Origin of the sequence: Parabacteroides faecis (assembly GCF_014647375.1) — a bacterium.
In the GTDB taxonomy this organism is placed as follows: Bacteria; Bacteroidota; Bacteroidia; order Bacteroidales; family Tannerellaceae; genus Parabacteroides; species Parabacteroides faecis.
On record NZ_BMPB01000001.1, the window covers coordinates 361531 to 378607 of the forward strand.

Here is a 17077-nt window from a genome sequence, read left to right on the forward strand (position 1 = left end):
CTTAATACTCCATAAATTGTATTGAAGAGATTAGAATTATATTAAAAAAAACCTGATTTTTAAGTGACTGAAGATGACAATTGTATGACAGAAATGTCAGATAGCAAAAAACGCCATTCCATCGTTCATAACACCTCTCTCTTCAAAAAATCAGCAAGGTGAAGATGAATGATTCCTTCTACATCACTCCCTCTGTTAAATTCATCCAGGCTAACTACATATTTCGGATAGTTATCCTGAATAGTCATCAGATTACCAAACTCACGTTCACGCGTTTTTTCATCCGAGATAAGATAAGCGACCTGTACATACACTTTTTTCCCTTGTTTCAACGCCACGAAATCAATTTCCTGATTATCTTTCTGACCTACATAAACCTCATATTGAAGGAAAGATCCTAGTCTGCAATTGCGCAAACCCAGATCTTCAAAAAAATATTTATCACCGATTTCAAATTTCTTCAAACCATTCACATCAACCCGCCCTACCTTATTGATAAGATAAGCATTACCCAATGCTTTCAGATAAGCAAATAAGTCTTCATCATTTCGAATCATGCGGAACTCTTAAAAGGTTTTATTCTTTTACTATATGTTCTATAATCTTCATATTTTTATAAGTTATACTTGATAAATTTTACAAAAGTACTACTTTTTCTTGATATACGGAAAAACGAGGAAGATGATTTGAGATACAGATGATTAAAGGAATTTTGAATGGTGTGTGAACGCCACGAGAAGCCATGAAAATGCCAATTGAAGCCTGAGCTGCGTTACCTATTCGTGACCAACGGAATTCAGGCACTTTATGGCACAATATTAGGCAATAAGTGGTTGAATACCTAATAATTGGCAAAGATTTTTCGCCTTTGGATTTATCTTCTCCGGTCTGCCTTGTTTTGCATACATTCCATCGGCTCTACCCGAACTAATTTTGTAATCAAAAAACGAGTAGAGCAATGAGAAGTACATTTTCGACAATCTTCTACCTCAAACGGCAGGTAGTGAAAAAGGACGGGACGGTGCCCATCATGGGGCGTATCACGGTGGACGGAACGCAGACGCAATTCAGTTGCAAGCTGACCATCGACCCCAAGATTTGGGAAACCAAGACGGGACGGGCAACGGGCAGGAGTACCGTTGCGTTGGAAACGAACCGTATGCTGGACAAAATCCGGGTGAAGATAAACACCCATTATCAGGAAATCATGGACAGGGACAACTTTGTCACGGCGGAAAAGGTGAAGAACGCTTTCTTGGGGTTGGAACACCGATGCCACACGTTGATGAAAGTCTATGAGCAATTCACCGCCGACTATGCCAAAATGGTGGAAGCCGGAATGAAGTCTAAGAAATCATACGAAAAATATCTTGTGGTGTACAAGCATTTGAAAGAGTTTCTCATGCAACGCTACCATGTGCAGGACATCGCCTTGAAGGAACTGACCCAGTCGTTCATCATGGACTTTGATATGTTCCTGCGCACGGACAAGCATTGTTGCAACAACACCGCGTGGATTTACGTCTGCCCGCTTCGCACGATGATTTCGGTAGCCATCAGCAACGAATGGTTGGTGCACGACCCTTTCCGTGATTACGAAATCAAAAAGGAGGACACGGTACGCACATTCCTCACCAAAGAGGAAATCCAACTTTTGATGGATGGCAAGTTGAAGAACGCCAAGCAGGAATTATACCGCGATATGTTCCTGTTCTGTATCTTCACGGGATTGAGTTTTTCGGATATGCGCAATCTGAGGGAAGAGAACATCGTGACCTACTTTGACGAGCACCAATGGATAAAAATCAACCGACAGAAGACGGGAGTGGAATCGAATATCCGCTTATTGGATGTTCCTCTCCGCATTTTGGAGAAGTATAGAGGATTGAGCGAAGATGGCAGGATTTTTCCCGTTCCGCACTATACAGTTTACTTGGCAGGTATCCGTTCCGTAGCCAAAAGATGTGGCATAACCAAGTCATTTTCTTGGCATGTCACCCGTCATACGGCAGCCACTACCGTGTTGCTTTCCAACGGAGTACCGATAGAAACGGTCAGTTCCATTCTTGGACACAAGAACATTTCCACAACCCAAATTTACGCCAAAATCACCAAGGAAAAGCTCAATCAAGACATGGAAAATCTGGAAAAACGATTGGGGAATATTGAAAGTTTCCTGTCGGATTCACACAAAAACGGAAAGGAGGACAACGTATGTGGCGCGACACGATAATGGTAGAAGAGGACAACCGCATTGTCGCCACGGGTGGCAATGTGTGGATGAGTGCCGGGGAGATAGCCGACCTTTTAACATCATGGCGACAAGCGTGAACCGTGCCGTAAAGCAAGTGTTGAAAGCGGACGTACTAAATGATTATGAGGTATTGAAACTCATCCGTTTGGATAACGGGTTGCTGATGGAATTCTACTCGATGGAACTCATCATTGTGTTGTCTTACAAGTGGAATACCTTTTATACCAACCTTTTCCGCAAGTGGATGATGAAACGGATGTTTGAGTCAAGGAAAGAAATCATCCCTATGTTCTTATCCTCTGTACAATCGGATAAGGGTGGGTTTTGCTAAAAACTCTCACCTTATTATAGGCACATAAGCGCAAAAGGGAAGCCGTCATTGGTTACTCTCACATCAGAGAGCACCAATGACGGTTTTTCTTTTCGCCGAATATTGAATTTCTTCTATTGGGAGTTTAATGCATTTTCCGACAATTACATACGCCCCATTATGGGAACGTGCCGTTTGAGATACCCGATAATTGGATGTGGTGCAAATTGGAAGATTTGTGCAGTATAAAAGGTGGCAAAAGAATTCCCAAAGGTAAAGGCTTTTCTAATCAATGTACTGAACATATTTATCTTCGTGTTACCAACATGAAGAACAGAACTATTTCTCTCGATGATTTGAAATATATTGAAGAAGATGTGTTTCAAGAAATAAAAAACTACACTATTTCTTCAAATGACTTGTATCTTACTATAGCAGGTACTATCGGTGACGTTGGGGAAATCCCCCAAGAGGTTAGTGGTATGAGTTTAACGGAAAATGCAGCTAAATTGACCGATATTGGTTGTAATAGATTGTATCTGATGTATGCTTTATTATCAACAAATTCACAAGAGCATTTTAGCTCCAAGTTTCATCAAGTAGCTCAACCAAAGTTGTCAATAGAAACTGCGTCATCTACATTGTTGCCACTTCCACCACTTGCAGAACAACTGCGTATAGTTGGCGAGATTGAAAAATGGTATAAGTTGATTGACAACCTTGAATCAAATGCCACCGAATTGCAAACGGTTATAGCCCAAACCAAAAGCAAAGTTCTCGATTTGGCTATTCACGGTAAACTCGTCCTGCAAGACCCTGCGGACGAACCCGCCATTGAATTGCTTAAACGTATAAATCCCGACTTCACACCTTGTGATAACGGGCATTATCCGTTTGATGTACCGAGCGGGTGGATTTTTGCCCAAGGGAAATGTATTTTTACTTCGATGCGCAGCACAAAACCAAAGGGAGATACATTCTTATATGCAGATATTGACAGTATTGACAACCATCTGAATATAGTACGTCCGAAATCAATAAGTGTTTCTTTAGCTCCAAGTCGAGCAAGTCGACACACTGAAAATGGTGATGTTCTGTTTTCTATGGTTCGTCCTTATTTGCGCAACATCGCAATGATAGAATGTGATGAATGTATTGCTTCAACAGGGTTTTATGTGTGTCATTCCAATGGCTCTATATTGCCAAAGTACTGTCTGAATATGATGCTTTCTGACTATGTAGTAAGCGGATTGAACCATTTTATGAAAGGGGATAATTCTCCGTCTATCAACAAGTCAAATTTGGATGATTTCCCGTTTCCTATTTCCCCTCTTGCCGAGCAACAACGCATTGTAGCCAAGATTGAAGAAACATTCTCTATTCTTGACGGTATTCAAAATTCCTTAGAAGCATAAGCGAGAACGCTTCTAAGGAATGGTGCTACCAATTTACTACCTTATCCACAATCTTTTGTTGTTCGCTGGCGGTGCGGCGAAGATAGATGCGAGTGGTTTCTATGCTCTCGTGCCCCATGAGGTCGGCAAGCAAAGCAAGGTCGTTGAAACGGTCGAGAAAGTTCTTGGCAAAGCGGTGGCGGAAAGAATGTGGATAGACCACATCACGATTCAGACCGTACTTTTCAGCGAAATGCTTTAGTTGTTGCGCAATGCCACGAGTGGTAATTTGCTTGCCGAAACGGTTCAAGAAGATATATCCCGATGTCAACCCCATGCCGTTCAGCCACTTTTCGGCTTCGGTGCGCAGGTTTTTCGGGATATACAGACGGCGGATTTTTCCGCCTTTACTGTACATATCTAAGTAACCGACTTTCACGTGCTCTGCTTTGATTTGGAGCAGTTCACTGACACGCGCCCCGGTTGCAGCCATAAACCATACAATGAAATACCATTCATCATAGCCGTCTGCCTTTAGCTTCGCTTTGAAGAACTTGTAATCCGCATCGCTGATTACATTCTCCAAGAAATTCTTTTGCTGTACCTTTACGAATTTCAGTTTTAGCTTGTCCTGCTTCGTAAACTCCAAGAACTTGTTGATACCTTGTAACCGTAGATTTACAGTTTGAGGGCTGAAGTTTTCCACCAAGTAACCCTTATAGGCTAAAAGGTTCTTCTTGTTGACTTCCTTGTAATGTTCAAGGAAATAGTTTACCGTCCACACATACGATGTAACGGTATTTTTAGCCAAGTTGGTTTTGGCTAAATGTCGTTTGAATTTTACTACCATATTCTTCTTGTTTATTGGTGAATACGGCAGTAATATATGTGCATCTATCGGGCATTATGAGAACTTGCCCGATGGGTGGTGCTGTGTTCCTATTAAAGAAGCATTTACTATCAATCCAAGGAATAAAGTCGATGATGAAAACATTGATGCGGGTTTCGTTCCTATGGCAATGATTTCAGAAGGTTATTCTAATGATTTTATTTATGAAACGAGACCTTGGTGCAAAATAAAATCAGGTTTCACTCACTTTGCAAATGGAGATATTGCAGTAGCTAAAATATCTCCTTGTCTTGAGAACAGAAAATCAATGATATTAAAAGGTTTGCCAAATGAAATAGGTGCTGGTACGACCGAACTACACGTATTTAGGTCGCAATGTATTGACGCTCATTTCGGACTATGTTTCTTTAAGTCGGATTACTTTATTAATCAGTGTGTAGGCACATTCAATGGCGTAGTAGGTCAACAACGAGTAAGTAAAGCAATTATCGAAAATATCAACATTGGCATACCACCTCTTGCCGAGCAAGAACGCATAGCAAACAAAATACATTTATTGTTTGCTACGCTTGATAAAATAACGGAGGAGTTATAGCTCTTCCGTTATTCTATCAAGAATCTTGCTAAGGTACTCAATCTTTTCAACCATTCTTAACTGTTCCTTATAAGGAGGTAATGGTATCTTTATGGACAGATACTTGTCTAATATTAAATTGTGTAATCCAGTAGTTTGTGTTTGCATTTGTTTCATGTCCCCTTGGTTATAGTTTTGCAACAGCAAGTAATATAGATACTTGTAATGCAAGATTTCAGGATATTCAATTCGCAAAGACATTGTAAAATTGCTGAATGAATAGACGTTATCTTTTCCCTCATAAAGGATTGCTCTGCCAACGGGATTTTTCTCGCTTCCACCTGATTTTTCCACAATTAAATCTCCATTACGCAAATTACGTTTCTCAAAAGACCTTTGTTCAACGTCTATGAATTCAATCTTAGTGTAATCCAATTTGAAGTCCTTTGTAAAATTGGCATTTCGGATAACACCTACATTTATGAATGGTGGTTTCTTGCCTTTCCATAAACCATTAGTACTTGAGCACATTTCATTTATAGAAGTACAACACCACCCATTGGGCAAGTTCTCATAATGCCCGTTATCACAAGGTATGAAGTCGGGATTTATGCGTTTGAGCAATTCGATAGCTGGCTCGTCCGTAGGGTCTTGCGAGACGAGTTTACCGTGAATGGCAAGGTCAAGGATTTTACTTTTGGCTTGGGCAATAAGGTTGTGAAGATGTACAGCATCTTTTTCAATCGCATCAACAAATTCAAACCATTTATCAACTTCTTGAATGATTTTTAATTGCTCTGCCAGTGGGGGTATAGGTATGTAAAAATTCTTTAGAACATCAAACGGTGGAATGTTTTTGATAGCAGTTCCTTTACTTTCTTTATATGCTTCTTCCTTTAGGATATAATCAAAGTAAAGCAAATAAAATCGTTCAATACTTCGATTGAATAACCTTATTAGCATTAGAGCTTGATTGATAATTCCTTCATCAGGATTCTCCGAAAGAACTAAGGATTCACCAATCGTACCAGCACAACTTACTATTATATCATACGGTTGAACTGCAAAGCCAATGAGTGACTGATATTTTTCTTCCGTTATATAATAAGTTCCTAAATGCTCATCTTTCTGAATAGCATTTTTTTGTTCATATACCTTGTATGTTTTATCGCCTTTAGGAACAAACATAGCTTTAGTTAAGCTACTTCCAAAAGGTCCTTTTTTGTAAAAGGCTAAATCGTCCAACTTGCACCACACCCACGAACTCGGCACTTCAAACGGCACGTTCCCATAATGGGGCGTATCGGTAGTTTTAGATGATTTCTTGCTTCGTTTAATCTTGCCCTCTTTGATGAGTTGTTCTTTCTCCGCTTTGATGCGTTCAAGCAATACGGAAGCCGGCTCGTCCGCAGGGTTTTGCGGTACAAGCTTTCCACGAATGGCAAGGTCGAGTATTTTTTGACGTAATTTTTTGGTGTCCATTTGATTTCGTTTTTAAAATATGTGAGACAGCGTCTCACATATTGCTATCTTCGTTCCCAAACTGTAATTTCAAAATAGCAGTTTGGCGGCTTATTTCTTCTTGCAGTTCTTGTGCTGAGGGAAGAATCAGTTTGTATTTAGTAGCGAAGAGCTGTTCGTTTCCTTTTAACACAGAATAGCGTGCGATATTCTCATCCGTTTCAGAACAAAGCACAATTCCAATAGTAGGATTATCATCCGCGCCACGCCGAAGTTCATCATACATCTTCACATACATATCCATCTGGCCTACATCCTGATAGGATACCTTATTTAATTTGAGGTCAATTAAGACAAAGCATTTGAGTAAATAATTATAGAACACCAAGTCTACATAGTAATCCTCTTGCGGAGTACGAATTAATTGTTGACGAGCCACCAGCGCGAAGCCTTTTCCCATTTCAAGTAAGAAATGCTCCATGTTGTCAATGATAGCCTGTTCAAGTTTTCGCTCTGTATAACCGGAATTACCGGGAAGCCCAAGAAATTCAAGAACAGTAGGATTTTTGATAAACTCAAATTTATCATGTTGATAAAATGACGTTTTAAGCATCATCTCGTGCTTTACATCGTCAGAAAGCTGCGACAGCATCATACGCTCATAGTATTGTGTGTTTATGTTGCGATTGAGTGTACGAAAACTCCACATTTCCTTAGCAGCCTCACGCATATACCAATCGCGTGCTTTCTTGTCAGAGACTCTCATCAGGCGTTCGTAATGCGACCACGAAAGTAATTCAAGATGATTGTCGATTTGGGCAGACGGTGTCTGCCGATTTTCCATGTCTGATTGGGCAGACACCGTCTGCCCAATTGTAAATCCTTGAAATTCGAGATAGAAACGCCTAAAGCTTTTGCAATTAGTTTCTGAATAGCCACGACCAAATTCTTCTGTAAGAATCCTTGAAGCAATAGCTATTACACGTTTCCCATATTCTGCACGAGCCTCACCGTGTTGTTCTTCTTCCACGATGCGGCGACCTAAATTCCAATTTGTATTGACCTGAGTATAGTTGATGGCAGCATACGCCTTTCGTAAATTTGAAAGTACAATATTTCGCAATTCATCCGCAAAGCGAATTTCTGATGGCGTAAGCTGTTCTTCCTTTTTTTGTATTTTTTTCTCCATAATACTATTCCTCCTCAATATTAGCCAAAAGTTTTTCAAGTTCAGCGACCGCGTTGTAGATATTTTCGCTCTTAGCCTTGATGTCGGCAATCATTTCCGAGAGCGGACGGTCGAGGCTTTCGTCCGTCTGTTTTATCCAAGTAATGTCAAGGCTTGTCTTGTCGCGCGCGAGAAGTTCGTTCACCGAATACTTGCGCCAACGTCCGTTGGGGTTATCGGTCTCGTTGTAGGTTTCCACGCGATGCTGCGTGTCGCCCACCTTGTAGCAATTCACGAAGTCATCGAGGTGGTGGCGTTCCATCGGACTTTGCACCAACGTGTGCTTCACCCCCGTGCGGTAGTCATAGAACCACACATCGGTAGTCGGTGTGCCTTTGGTAAAGAACAACACATTCGCTTTCACGCCATTGGCGTAGAAGATGCCCGTTGGCAAACGGAGAATGGTATGCAGGTTGAAGTTTTTAAGCAACTCTTTACGGATGGTTTCGCCCGCGCCATCAAACAACACATTGTCGGGTAAGACGACAGAAGCACGACCGCCATTGCGAAGCGAAACCATGATATGCTGCAAGAAATTCAGCTGGTTGTTGTTCGTGTCGGTATAAAAATCATCACGGTTCAATGCTACAGACCCGGACGGACGGTCGCCAAACGGAGGATTGGCAAGAATCACATCCACCAACTTTTCGGGAGCTTTCTCCAAAGAGTCCTCGCAAACAATCGGGCTACGGTCTGTGCCGATGCCGTGGAGGTAGAGGTTCATTGAAGCCAAGGTAACCACAAGTGCGGTATTGTCCACACCGTGCAAAGCCTCATTGTTCAAGAAGTCGAGTTCCTTTTTGTCTTGCGACTGACCTTTCATATAGTCGTATGCCGCAAGGAGGAATCCACCCGTACCACAAGCCGGGTCGCATACGGTTTCGGTGATTTTCGGTTGCGTTACATCGACCATCGCCTTAATCAACGGACGAGGCGTAAAGTACTGCCCCGCACCGCTCTTTTTATCCTTTCCGTTCTTTTCAAGAATACTTTCGTAGATAGCCCCTTTTACATCGCCTTCCATAATCAACCAATTTTCTTCATTGATTAAGGAGATAACTTTCTGAAGATGTACGGGTTTGTCTATCTTGTTTTGGGCTTTTGAATAGATTGTACCGATAAGGTTGCTTAGTCCGCTCAACTCTTTCAGTATCTTCTCATATTTATCAATCAAGTCTTCACCGTCAAGTTCGATTAAGTCCGTCCAACGGTTGCCCTCGGGCAGAGCCGATTCTTCCCCGTAACAGTTTACACTCTCATCATCCATTTTGAGGAACAACAAGTAAGAGAGTTGCGTGATATAATCGGTGAAGCCCACGCCCGCACCTGCGAGAACGTCAGCCAAGTTCCATACTTTTTGAGTTAAAGCCGATTGTTTATTGCTGATAGCGTTATCTGTATTTTTAGCCATGTTATGCCGCTTTTGCTGTTAATATAAATGTAGAAAGGGATTCGATGGTCTCGTTCACCACAGTCATATTGCCAAACACCCTAATCAGCGCATTGGCTTTATCCTTATCCATTTCCCGTATTTCCTTTATTGTCAAAGCACCGTTGGATGCTACATAATTCACTATTTGTCGTATGACCTCAATTTGTGCATCAGACAAAAGTCTTTGACGCTGACCGTACCAAAGGTTGAAACGCTGCGCTGCTGCCGGGTACAGACTTTCCAACCGTTCTATTTGGTGATACGCCTTTCTGACAAGCTGAATAATGTTTGTCAGCGCCTTTTGTTCCTCTTTAGTGGAACGCTTCTTCACCTTGTCCGGATAGAGAATGGCATAATTGTTCCACAACATCGAAGTGGTGAACTTTGAATCAAATTGACGCAATTTCCGTTCCAAGTCAAGGAGTAAAGTATACGTCAAAGGTTCACCCGTATTGTTGTATATGATGCGCAGGGCTTCTATTTCGTCACAATGCTTATGGCAGTATTCCTCGAAAGCCGAAACCGTGGCGGCTGCTTCTTCTTGCGAGAAGCCTTTTGAAATCAACGTATCCTCGCCCGGTTGCAACGTGTTCACGAAACCTGCATTCAGGATGAGCAAGTATTTACGGGCTTCGGGGTGATTGACTATTGCTGCCACCAAACCTTTACGTTCATTGTTCGGCTCGTTGATGTTTTTGTACTCCGGCAAAGTGCCGCTTTCCAATGCATTGTATATATTAGCGGAAATGGCTGACATTTCGATATGCGCCAAATCTACAAAATGTTTCCGCTGTTCTTCGTTAGACTTGTTGTGTATGCGAGCCAAACGAGCGGCAAGCAGTCGCAAGTTGTCATCACTTACATTGCCGTGAGCGAGCAGTTCGAGCAACCGTTCCAATGTAATGGTGGCGGGTTGTTCTTCGTCCGGTGTAGTAATCACCTTGGCACTTTCCGTCACACCGACCGCATCCACCAAGAAGAAACAATCCTTGCTGACAGCGTTAGGAGTAACCGCCCGCAGTTGCTCATCACCGATTGTACGCACGCCACGTCCTTTCATTTGAATGTAAAGCGGCTCGGAAGCCACATCACGCATAAACATCACCACTTCAAGCGGCTTGACATCTGTACCCGTTGCCACCAACGTACAAGTAACGGCAATGCGGAACTCCTTGTTATTTCGGAATTGTCGTATCAATTCGTTGCTATCATTGGCGGAGTAGGTTATTTTCTGTACAAATTGGTCGTCCTCACGGTTGAACACCTCTTTGGCAATCCTAACAATGTTGGTAGCATGCTTTTCATTGAGCGCAAATATCAATGTCTTGGGCAGATAGTCGAAGTTGGCTTCCCGTTGCGGTTCGGTGAACATCTCGGTATATACCGAATCACGATAGGTTTCCAATATCAGTTTTATTTGAGAGGGATTGATGATGCTTCGGTTCAATTCCTCCTTTGTGTAGGTGCTGGTTTCCACATTGCGAATGGTTTCAACCTTACCCGTATATCGGGTTTCACGGTGCAAAGGGTCGCCTTTCCTGATAGCCCCTCCGTTTTCAGTCGCTTCGGTCTTGATACGATATACCCTGCAATCCACATTCACCCCGTCAATGATAGATTTTTCAAGGGTATAGTTGATAACGATGTTGTTATTGAAAAACGCTTTGGTCTCAGGAATAGGAGTTGCAGTCAAGCCAATCAGCCGGGCGGTGTCGAAGTATTCTAAAACAGCTTTCCAACGCCCATAGATAGAGCGGTGGCACTCGTCAATGACAATCAAGTCAAAGAAATCATGCGGCAGTTGGAGGTTACCCAACAACTCTACGGTTTTTCCGTCTTCGTTGGTTTCTTCTTCCTCGTCCTCGTTATCCACAATTTCTTGTCCTGTCAGCAAGGCGAAAACTCGCTGAATGGTGGATATAATCACATTAGCATCTTTCGGTATTTTGGAAGAACGCAAGTGGTTGACTCCATAAATATTATTGAAAGCGTCCCCGTTTTCGGTAAGGCGGTACGTACCGAATTCGCCCTCCGCTTGTTTCGCCAAGTTGTTTCTATCAACAAGAAACAATACACGGCGTATCGAAGTGTAATTCAAGAAGCGGTAAGCGGCGGTTACGGCAGTGTATGTCTTTCCCGCCCCGGTCGCCAACACCATTAAAGCACGGTCTTGTCCCGTGCGGAAACTGGTTTCCAATTCCGTAATCGCCTCGAACTGGCAATCACGCAGTCCTTTCTTCTGCAATGTAGGTAGCCCTGCCCAAAAGTCAGTGATACCAAGCATTTTTACAATTTCTTTCGGCTTGTGTATTCTGTTAATGGCGGTCAATTCCGATTCCTTTTCACGGCTATCCCTAAAGTAAGTATATTCTCCGTTAGATGTATATATAAGTGGTAAAGGACTTTGGTATGCTTGGTAACAAGATGGTACAGACCTGATATAACCTTCTGCCTGCTCTGCTACAACAGAAGTAGAAGGGTCAATTTCCGCACGTTTGGCTTCCAATACCCCCACAGCCTTACCATTAATAAACAAAAAATAGTCCGCTCTAAAATTTTTTTCAAGAAGCCCCTCTCTTATAGCTGCCGCTGTAAATGCAGGCGTATATTGGTCACGGTCGACAACGGACCAACCTGCTTCTTGAAACAGCTTGTCTATCTTTACTCTTGCCTTTTCTTCCGGTGTCATAGCTTCTATATAATGCCGATAATGCAATATTATCGGAAGTTTCTATTAAAGCGAAAACTCCTCCGCTATCCCTGCGAGGCTGACCAAAGCCTATAAGACAGCGAAGGAGTTTCGTATGTTGTTTTAATTGTTTTCTCAGGTCATTAGCAGTCCGATAATGAGTGCAAAGGTAGCAATTTTTATCGGTTTCCCCTTGTTTATTTGGACAAAAAGTATAAGAGAAAGTATATATGTGCAACCCATGCTCACAAGGTGTCGCTTATTTGGAATTATCCGACTTCGGAGGATAATTCAGTTCCCTGCAAGGGCAAGGCGTTTTAAGTTACCCGAATCATTTCGGGTAACTCAAAACATACCTTGCTGTTCTTTGACGAACATAAAAATCCGTCTGAAACGGATTGGAATTTTTGTATTGAACGTATTCTTCTTTGCCATTACGTAAGCAATCAATGTTACTTGCATACGTTAGAATTTGCAAATGGCATAGCCTGCAAGATAACTCGTTTGCAGGAATGTCCGCAAGAAGGATTGTAATATTGCAAACACGTGGAACAACGATAAATTTTGTGAACACACAAGAATACTCAGAAGAAAACTTGCAATCATTGATGAAACATTGCTTTCATACGTGCTACATTGATAGAGGATTTAATGCGGCTCTAAGAGCGGAGGAAGTTGAGTTTCCAAACTTCCGTTTCTTGTTTATCCGACATTTTTTTATGCGTTTTCTTTTCGCATCGGTCGTTTTCGTTTCGGGTGCTCTAAAAAGGTCGGGATTAGAAGATGCAAGGTTTTTCGGAAGGAAATACTACCCGAAAGGATTGAGGCGTGGAGATTTCTTCCGAAAACAGAAGGCCCGACCTTGCATCTTCGTAAAATCCCGGAATTACCTTTGCATCCAAAACGAAAATGACTGTCTGATGCGATGGGTAGAAAACGTATTCCGTGGAGGATAAACAGAGAGAAACGGATGAACCATAGGTAAGAAAGTCTATACATCATGAGTAAGGACAATATTCTGCCAAAACAATTCCAAAAAACGCAGAGGAATCACTCGAATATCCGCAGAAAAGTATTATTTTTGCAAATAGTAGAGTTGATTGAAGTCTTGCAAAGCATGGAATACCGAAACATTCTGTATCTAACTAAATCGTAACCTATTAAGGTTCGTAATCCATAAAAAGACTGCCTAACTCGTTTACTTTCAATTACTACAAGAAAAGTTAGTAACTTCAATGTACAAATATAGGTATTTTATTAAGTATAACTTATAAACACCTCCGTTATCGTCAGTTTATAAGTTATGATTAAAAGTCCTTATTTCATTCTTCGACGATCATCCAATCCCCGATCGTCCGTGTGGCACTGTCAAAATTAATACCGACCTTCACAATGCGCCGCCCGTCTTTGTTATAAGGAATCGCATATTGCCTGCTCTCGATTTGAGCCAAAGCCTCTGCTGCTGTTCCGTCATATTTAAATTCTAATACATAGATAGCATCCCGCATTTTTATAACTACATCCGCACGACCGACAGCACTCTTTACTTCCGTTTCCACATACATCCCCATCAGGCGGAACAACAGGTAAAAGATAGTCTGATAATGTTTTTCAGTCTTGTTCTCCAAATCGTTCGGGATAGAAGCAAAGAAAGAGCGGGTACGCTCCAGGCAACTCTCGATATCACCTTTGCGCAAATCGCGTATAAACGAAACGACATAAAAAGTATTGCTCTGCCCCGGCAACCCGATATAGGCGGGAAGCAACGATTCGATAAAACCCTTACGCACCTCGCCATTGGGATATGCCAACCAATAAGTTTGAAAGTCCGGATCATATCCTTTTATCGTTAAATAACCGCTCTGATAAAGAACAGGTATAGGACTCGTGATACGTTCCGTCGGTGCGTCAAACTGCTCATCGGTAGCTTCCACCCCATCCAGTTCACGAACATCGAAGTCCACTTCCTGTAATAAATCGATGAGAAAGGTAGGTGTACCCGTAGAGAACCAATAATTCTTGTATTCTTTCGAATCAAAAGCATTGAACAAGCTGAACGGATTGTAAATATCCTCACACCGTTTGCTGAAATGATAGCCATCATATTGCCGCTTCAAATGATCGCGAGCCTCTTCAAAAGTCTCCCCATTAGCCGCAGCCATCCATTCAATATCAGGTTCCAGTTCCGTCAGCAACTCCTGTTCGGTAATACCGCATATCGTACTGAATTCATCGCGCATACTGATATTTTTCAAGTTATTCAGTTCACTGAAGATACTCATCTGGCTAAACTTGCTGATACCTGTGATAAAGAGGAATCGCAAGTATTGCCCCAGTCCCTTGAGCGGACTGAAAAACTTCCGCATCTCATTTCTAAGTTCTTGCTGCAAGGGTATATCGGAATTACTATCCAATAAAGGAGCATCGTATTCATCTACCAATACGACAATAGGCTTACCGGTCTGCTCGTATGCTCTTCTTATAATCCCCTGCAGACGGGCCGCAGGCGTTGTTTCCTCTTCTTCCTTCCCATACTCCTTTTCCCAACGTAACAAAAAGAGATTCAACTGTTCCTGCAAATCGAACAGATTCGTATATTTCGTTAAACTGAAATCTATGTGCAGGATAGGATATATCTCCCAGCTTTTTTCCAATCGCTCCATAGCCAGTCCGGAGAAAAGTTCTTTTTTCCCCTGGAAATAAGCCTCCAGCGTAGAAACCAGCAGACTCTTCCCAAACCGTCGCGGGCGGCTCAGGAAATATACACTATCGGTATTCGCCAACCGATAGACCAGTTCGGTCTTGTCCACATACACACAATTCCGTTTCCTCAACTGCTCGAAATTCTGGATCCCGATCGGATAACGCCTGTAGTTCGCTTCCATATTCTTCAGTTTACTTATTTTGATACGATAACAAAGATAGTAATTTCAGGCATAAAAGACAAGTAATCTTTTCTTGACGATAAATCAACGTCAAATCCGATACTCGTACATTTGGGAATTCCCCGCCTTACCATTGAAAAACAGCACTTCCATAAGCACCTCCACCCAAATCATCTGCATTGTAGCTCCAACGAGTATTATTTCCATCAGGGTTATTGGCATACCACCAGTTTGTAAGTGTGGAGCCAACCGTCCCCGTCCAGCAAATATAATTCTCACCCTCCCTGAGCTCACCGGTTTTACAATGAAAGTTTAGCACATAGGGAGAAGCAGATCCGGGATACATACTGATATCTGATCTTACCTGTGCTCCGCCGGTAAAAACAGCACTTCCTCCCTGATCGGAATCGATAGTCATATATGCGTCAGCACGTGTAGTTATTATATCTGGCTCATTCGAACTGATCTCATATTTAAGATTAGGTGCAGTTTTTTTAATAAGGGCACCCTGACGTTCTGTAACCATCAGAACCTGTGAACACAAAGGATCATTCAATGCTTTCTTTATCTGCAGATTTATATCATACAACTCTCCTTTTAATTTTGAAATATGCCCCGGATAAATTCTCAACAGATCGGTCACCTCCTTACCTGCACTTAGTTCAAATTCATCTGATTCATTCACTAATATATAAGGTCGCAACAATGCGTAAGTCTCATCATAACTCCTTGAAGAGTACATCTTTTCATCCTCATCAAACCTACACGCACTTAAAACAGCACACACCGCAACCAACAAAAGTAATAAAGGGAATTTCAAATTTAGAGTTCTCATGACCTACCTTGTATTTAAGTTTACATTATGTAAGATGAGATTATATTCAAAACCGCTGCATACGTTGAAAATAAAAATATTCAGTTACTTTTTGAGTATATCTGGAGCTAACACAGTCCAATATTCAATGCAAAATTTTCGAGTGTGGAAGAATATTTTTATCTTTGGGGAGATATTTTCGAGTATGGAAGAATATTTTGCATTAATGCAGCGGTATAATTTCTGGAATGGGAATGTACCGGAATTAGGGTTTATCAGGCATAGTTATACTGATAAGATATATGGAAACTGGTGCTTTACCGGAATTGTTTGTTTTACCCAACAATGAGACTAAACGAAATTATATTGCTGCTATTAAGGATACTGTTTCTAATTATATAGGATACATCGAAGATACTTTTTTGATTCATAAGGCAGAACGATATGATATAAGAGGGAAAGATACAATTTCCGGTAACTGTAAATATTATATTAACGACCTGTCTTTTAAAAATTATCTTTATCCCGGATTTGCTTATGGTACAGGATACAACGAACAGACAATCCGTCGCGAATATGCATCTTTAGAAGCCATTCCTGATAATTATGAAAAATATGTAGTTTCCCTTGATGATATTTCATTCCCTTTAAATCAGGGGATAAAACATATTCAGGCATGGAAACTGGCGAATGAGATTTATTGAAAGACAGCTTCTTAGTTAAACACAAATTTACCGGAAACCATAAACTTCATTCGCTATCTGATAATTATTTCTTTATCTCTTTGCGAGCCTGGTCCAACATGATAGCTTTTCGGATCTTAAAATTTATTCGCAGAGATTCGGAAATATCCGCCCTTTGAAACCGTTTGATATCGGAGCCAGGACATGGAGAGCTGTTTCCCCTTTTCGTTTGCTGATCAGACTATTATCTAAAGCAAAGAGGAATATACTTTTTCCTGTTTGATTCTTAAGCAACCGGACAATAACCTCTTTCCCACCCTCTTCTTCATTCTTCACATATAACAGATAGTATTCATCCGTTTTTTCCTTTTTAATAAGATTACCTTTTAGAGATATAGGATACAATGTTTTCTCATAAAAGGCTTTACAATCAGATTCATTCCCTGTCAAGCCTTGCAGAAAAAGAAATAATAAAAGTAATAGTTTCATATCAACACCAGTTT

The 17077-nt window shown here is 41.5% G+C and carries 13 protein-coding genes and 1 pseudogene; 5 read left to right on the forward strand and 9 right to left on the reverse strand.

Translation table 11 applies throughout. From position 1 onward, the window contains the following. Positions 1-125: 125 nt before the first annotated feature. The gene (locus IEY67_RS01170) at positions 126-557 is read right to left on the reverse strand and encodes an ATP-binding protein (protein ID WP_183670363.1); all 432 of its coding nucleotides are present in this window, start codon (positions 555-557) and stop codon (positions 126-128) included. A 401-nt stretch (positions 558-958) separates the two neighbouring features. On the opposite strand from IEY67_RS01170, the gene IEY67_RS01175 reads away from it, so the two are divergent. From IEY67_RS01175 to IEY67_RS01185, 3 genes are all read left to right on the forward strand, one after another. Then, positions 959-2233, forward strand: coding sequence for a site-specific integrase (locus IEY67_RS01175; protein WP_183670361.1), 1275 nt, complete (start codon positions 959-961; stop codon positions 2231-2233). After that, complete coding sequence (locus IEY67_RS01180) at positions 2217-2585, forward strand: RhuM protein (protein ID WP_183670359.1); 369 nt, start codon at positions 2217-2219, stop codon at positions 2583-2585. Before IEY67_RS01175 ends, IEY67_RS01180 begins: the two co-directional genes overlap by 17 nt. A 194-nt stretch (positions 2586-2779) precedes the next feature. Further along, positions 2780-3979 (forward strand): restriction endonuclease subunit S, encoded by a 1200-nt coding sequence (locus IEY67_RS01185; RefSeq protein ID WP_183670357.1) that lies wholly within the window; start codon positions 2780-2782, stop codon positions 3977-3979. 25 nt (positions 3980-4004) lie between these two features. Here IEY67_RS01185 and IEY67_RS01190 read toward each other — a convergent pair whose 3' ends face one another. Further along, the gene (locus tag IEY67_RS01190) at positions 4005-4808 is read right to left on the reverse strand and encodes a tyrosine-type recombinase/integrase (RefSeq protein ID WP_183670355.1); all 804 of its coding nucleotides are present in this window, start codon (positions 4806-4808) and stop codon (positions 4005-4007) included. On the opposite strand from IEY67_RS01190, the gene IEY67_RS01195 reads away from it, so the two are divergent. Continuing rightward, positions 4792-5403: a restriction endonuclease subunit S gene (locus tag IEY67_RS01195; RefSeq protein ID WP_229800923.1), complete on the forward strand. Its 612-nt coding sequence runs from the start codon at positions 4792-4794 to the stop codon at positions 5401-5403. The genes IEY67_RS01190 and IEY67_RS01195 overlap by 17 nt on opposite strands. Here IEY67_RS01195 and IEY67_RS01200 read toward each other — a convergent pair. The 6 genes from IEY67_RS01200 to IEY67_RS01225 form a co-directional block, all read right to left on the reverse strand. After that, positions 5398-6864 carry a restriction endonuclease subunit S gene (locus tag IEY67_RS01200; protein ID WP_183670353.1) on the reverse strand — a complete coding sequence of 489 codons (1467 nt, stop codon included), beginning with the start codon at positions 6862-6864 and terminating at the stop codon, positions 5398-5400. The two genes, IEY67_RS01195 and IEY67_RS01200, sit on opposite strands and share 6 nt — an antisense overlap. A gap of 34 nt (positions 6865-6898) precedes the next feature. After that, positions 6899-8032: a PDDEXK nuclease domain-containing protein gene (locus IEY67_RS01205; protein WP_183670351.1), complete on the reverse strand. Its 1134-nt coding sequence runs from the start codon at positions 8030-8032 to the stop codon at positions 6899-6901. Between the two features lie 4 nt (positions 8033-8036). Then, on the reverse strand, positions 8037-9482 hold the full coding sequence (locus IEY67_RS01210; protein WP_183670349.1) for a type I restriction-modification system subunit M: 1446 nt from the start codon (positions 9480-9482) through the stop codon (positions 8037-8039). 1 nt (position 9483) lies between these two features. Beyond that, the gene (locus IEY67_RS01215; RefSeq protein WP_183670347.1) at positions 9484-12192 is read right to left on the reverse strand and encodes a type I restriction endonuclease subunit R; all 2709 of its coding nucleotides are present in this window, start codon (positions 12190-12192) and stop codon (positions 9484-9486) included. 1322 nt (positions 12193-13514) lie between these two features. After that, on the reverse strand, positions 13515-15077 hold the full coding sequence (locus IEY67_RS01220; RefSeq protein WP_122375780.1) for a PD-(D/E)XK nuclease domain-containing ATP-binding protein: 1563 nt from the start codon (positions 15075-15077) through the stop codon (positions 13515-13517). Between the two features lie 127 nt (positions 15078-15204). Further along, positions 15205-15912 (reverse strand): hypothetical protein, encoded by a 708-nt coding sequence (locus IEY67_RS01225; protein WP_122375781.1) that lies wholly within the window; start codon positions 15910-15912, stop codon positions 15205-15207. Between the two features lie 278 nt (positions 15913-16190). Between IEY67_RS01225 and IEY67_RS01230 the strand changes: the two are divergent. Beyond that, positions 16191-16595, forward strand: a pseudogene (locus IEY67_RS01230) (ATP-binding protein); the annotation flags it as partial. Positions 16596-16718: 123 nt separating this feature from the next. Here IEY67_RS01230 and IEY67_RS01235 read toward each other — a convergent pair. Next, a complete protein-coding gene (locus tag IEY67_RS01235) occupies positions 16719-17063 on the reverse strand; it encodes a hypothetical protein (protein WP_122375782.1) in 345 nt (114 codons plus the stop codon). Between the last annotated feature and the right edge of the window lie 14 nt (positions 17064-17077).

Excerpts from the sequence above, each read along its gene's own strand:
- IEY67_RS01170 (WP_183670363.1), bottom strand. The coding sequence starts at position 557 with ATGATTCGAAATGATGAAGACTTATTTGCTTATCTGAAAGCATTGGGT.
- IEY67_RS01175 (WP_183670361.1), top strand. The coding sequence starts at position 959 with ATGAGAAGTACATTTTCGACAATCTTCTACCTCAAACGGCAGGTAGTG.
- IEY67_RS01185 (WP_183670357.1), top strand. The coding sequence starts at position 2,780 with ATGTGGTGCAAATTGGAAGATTTGTGCAGTATAAAAGGTGGCAAAAGA.
- IEY67_RS01190 (WP_183670355.1), bottom strand. The coding sequence starts at position 4,808 with ATGGTAGTAAAATTCAAACGACATTTAGCCAAAACCAACTTGGCTAAA.
- IEY67_RS01200 (WP_183670353.1), bottom strand. The coding sequence starts at position 6,864 with ATGGACACCAAAAAATTACGTCAAAAAATACTCGACCTTGCCATTCGT.
- IEY67_RS01205 (WP_183670351.1), bottom strand. The coding sequence starts at position 8,032 with ATGGAGAAAAAAATACAAAAAAAGGAAGAACAGCTTACGCCATCAGAA.
- IEY67_RS01210 (WP_183670349.1), bottom strand. The coding sequence starts at position 9,482 with ATGGCTAAAAATACAGATAACGCTATCAGCAATAAACAATCGGCTTTA.
- IEY67_RS01215 (WP_183670347.1), bottom strand. The coding sequence starts at position 12,192 with ATGACACCGGAAGAAAAGGCAAGAGTAAAGATAGACAAGCTGTTTCAA.
- IEY67_RS01220 (WP_122375780.1), bottom strand. The coding sequence starts at position 15,077 with ATGGAAGCGAACTACAGGCGTTATCCGATCGGGATCCAGAATTTCGAG.
- IEY67_RS01225 (WP_122375781.1), bottom strand. The coding sequence starts at position 15,912 with ATGAGAACTCTAAATTTGAAATTCCCTTTATTACTTTTGTTGGTTGCG.
- IEY67_RS01235 (WP_122375782.1), bottom strand. The coding sequence starts at position 17,063 with ATGAAACTATTACTTTTATTATTTCTTTTTCTGCAAGGCTTGACAGGG.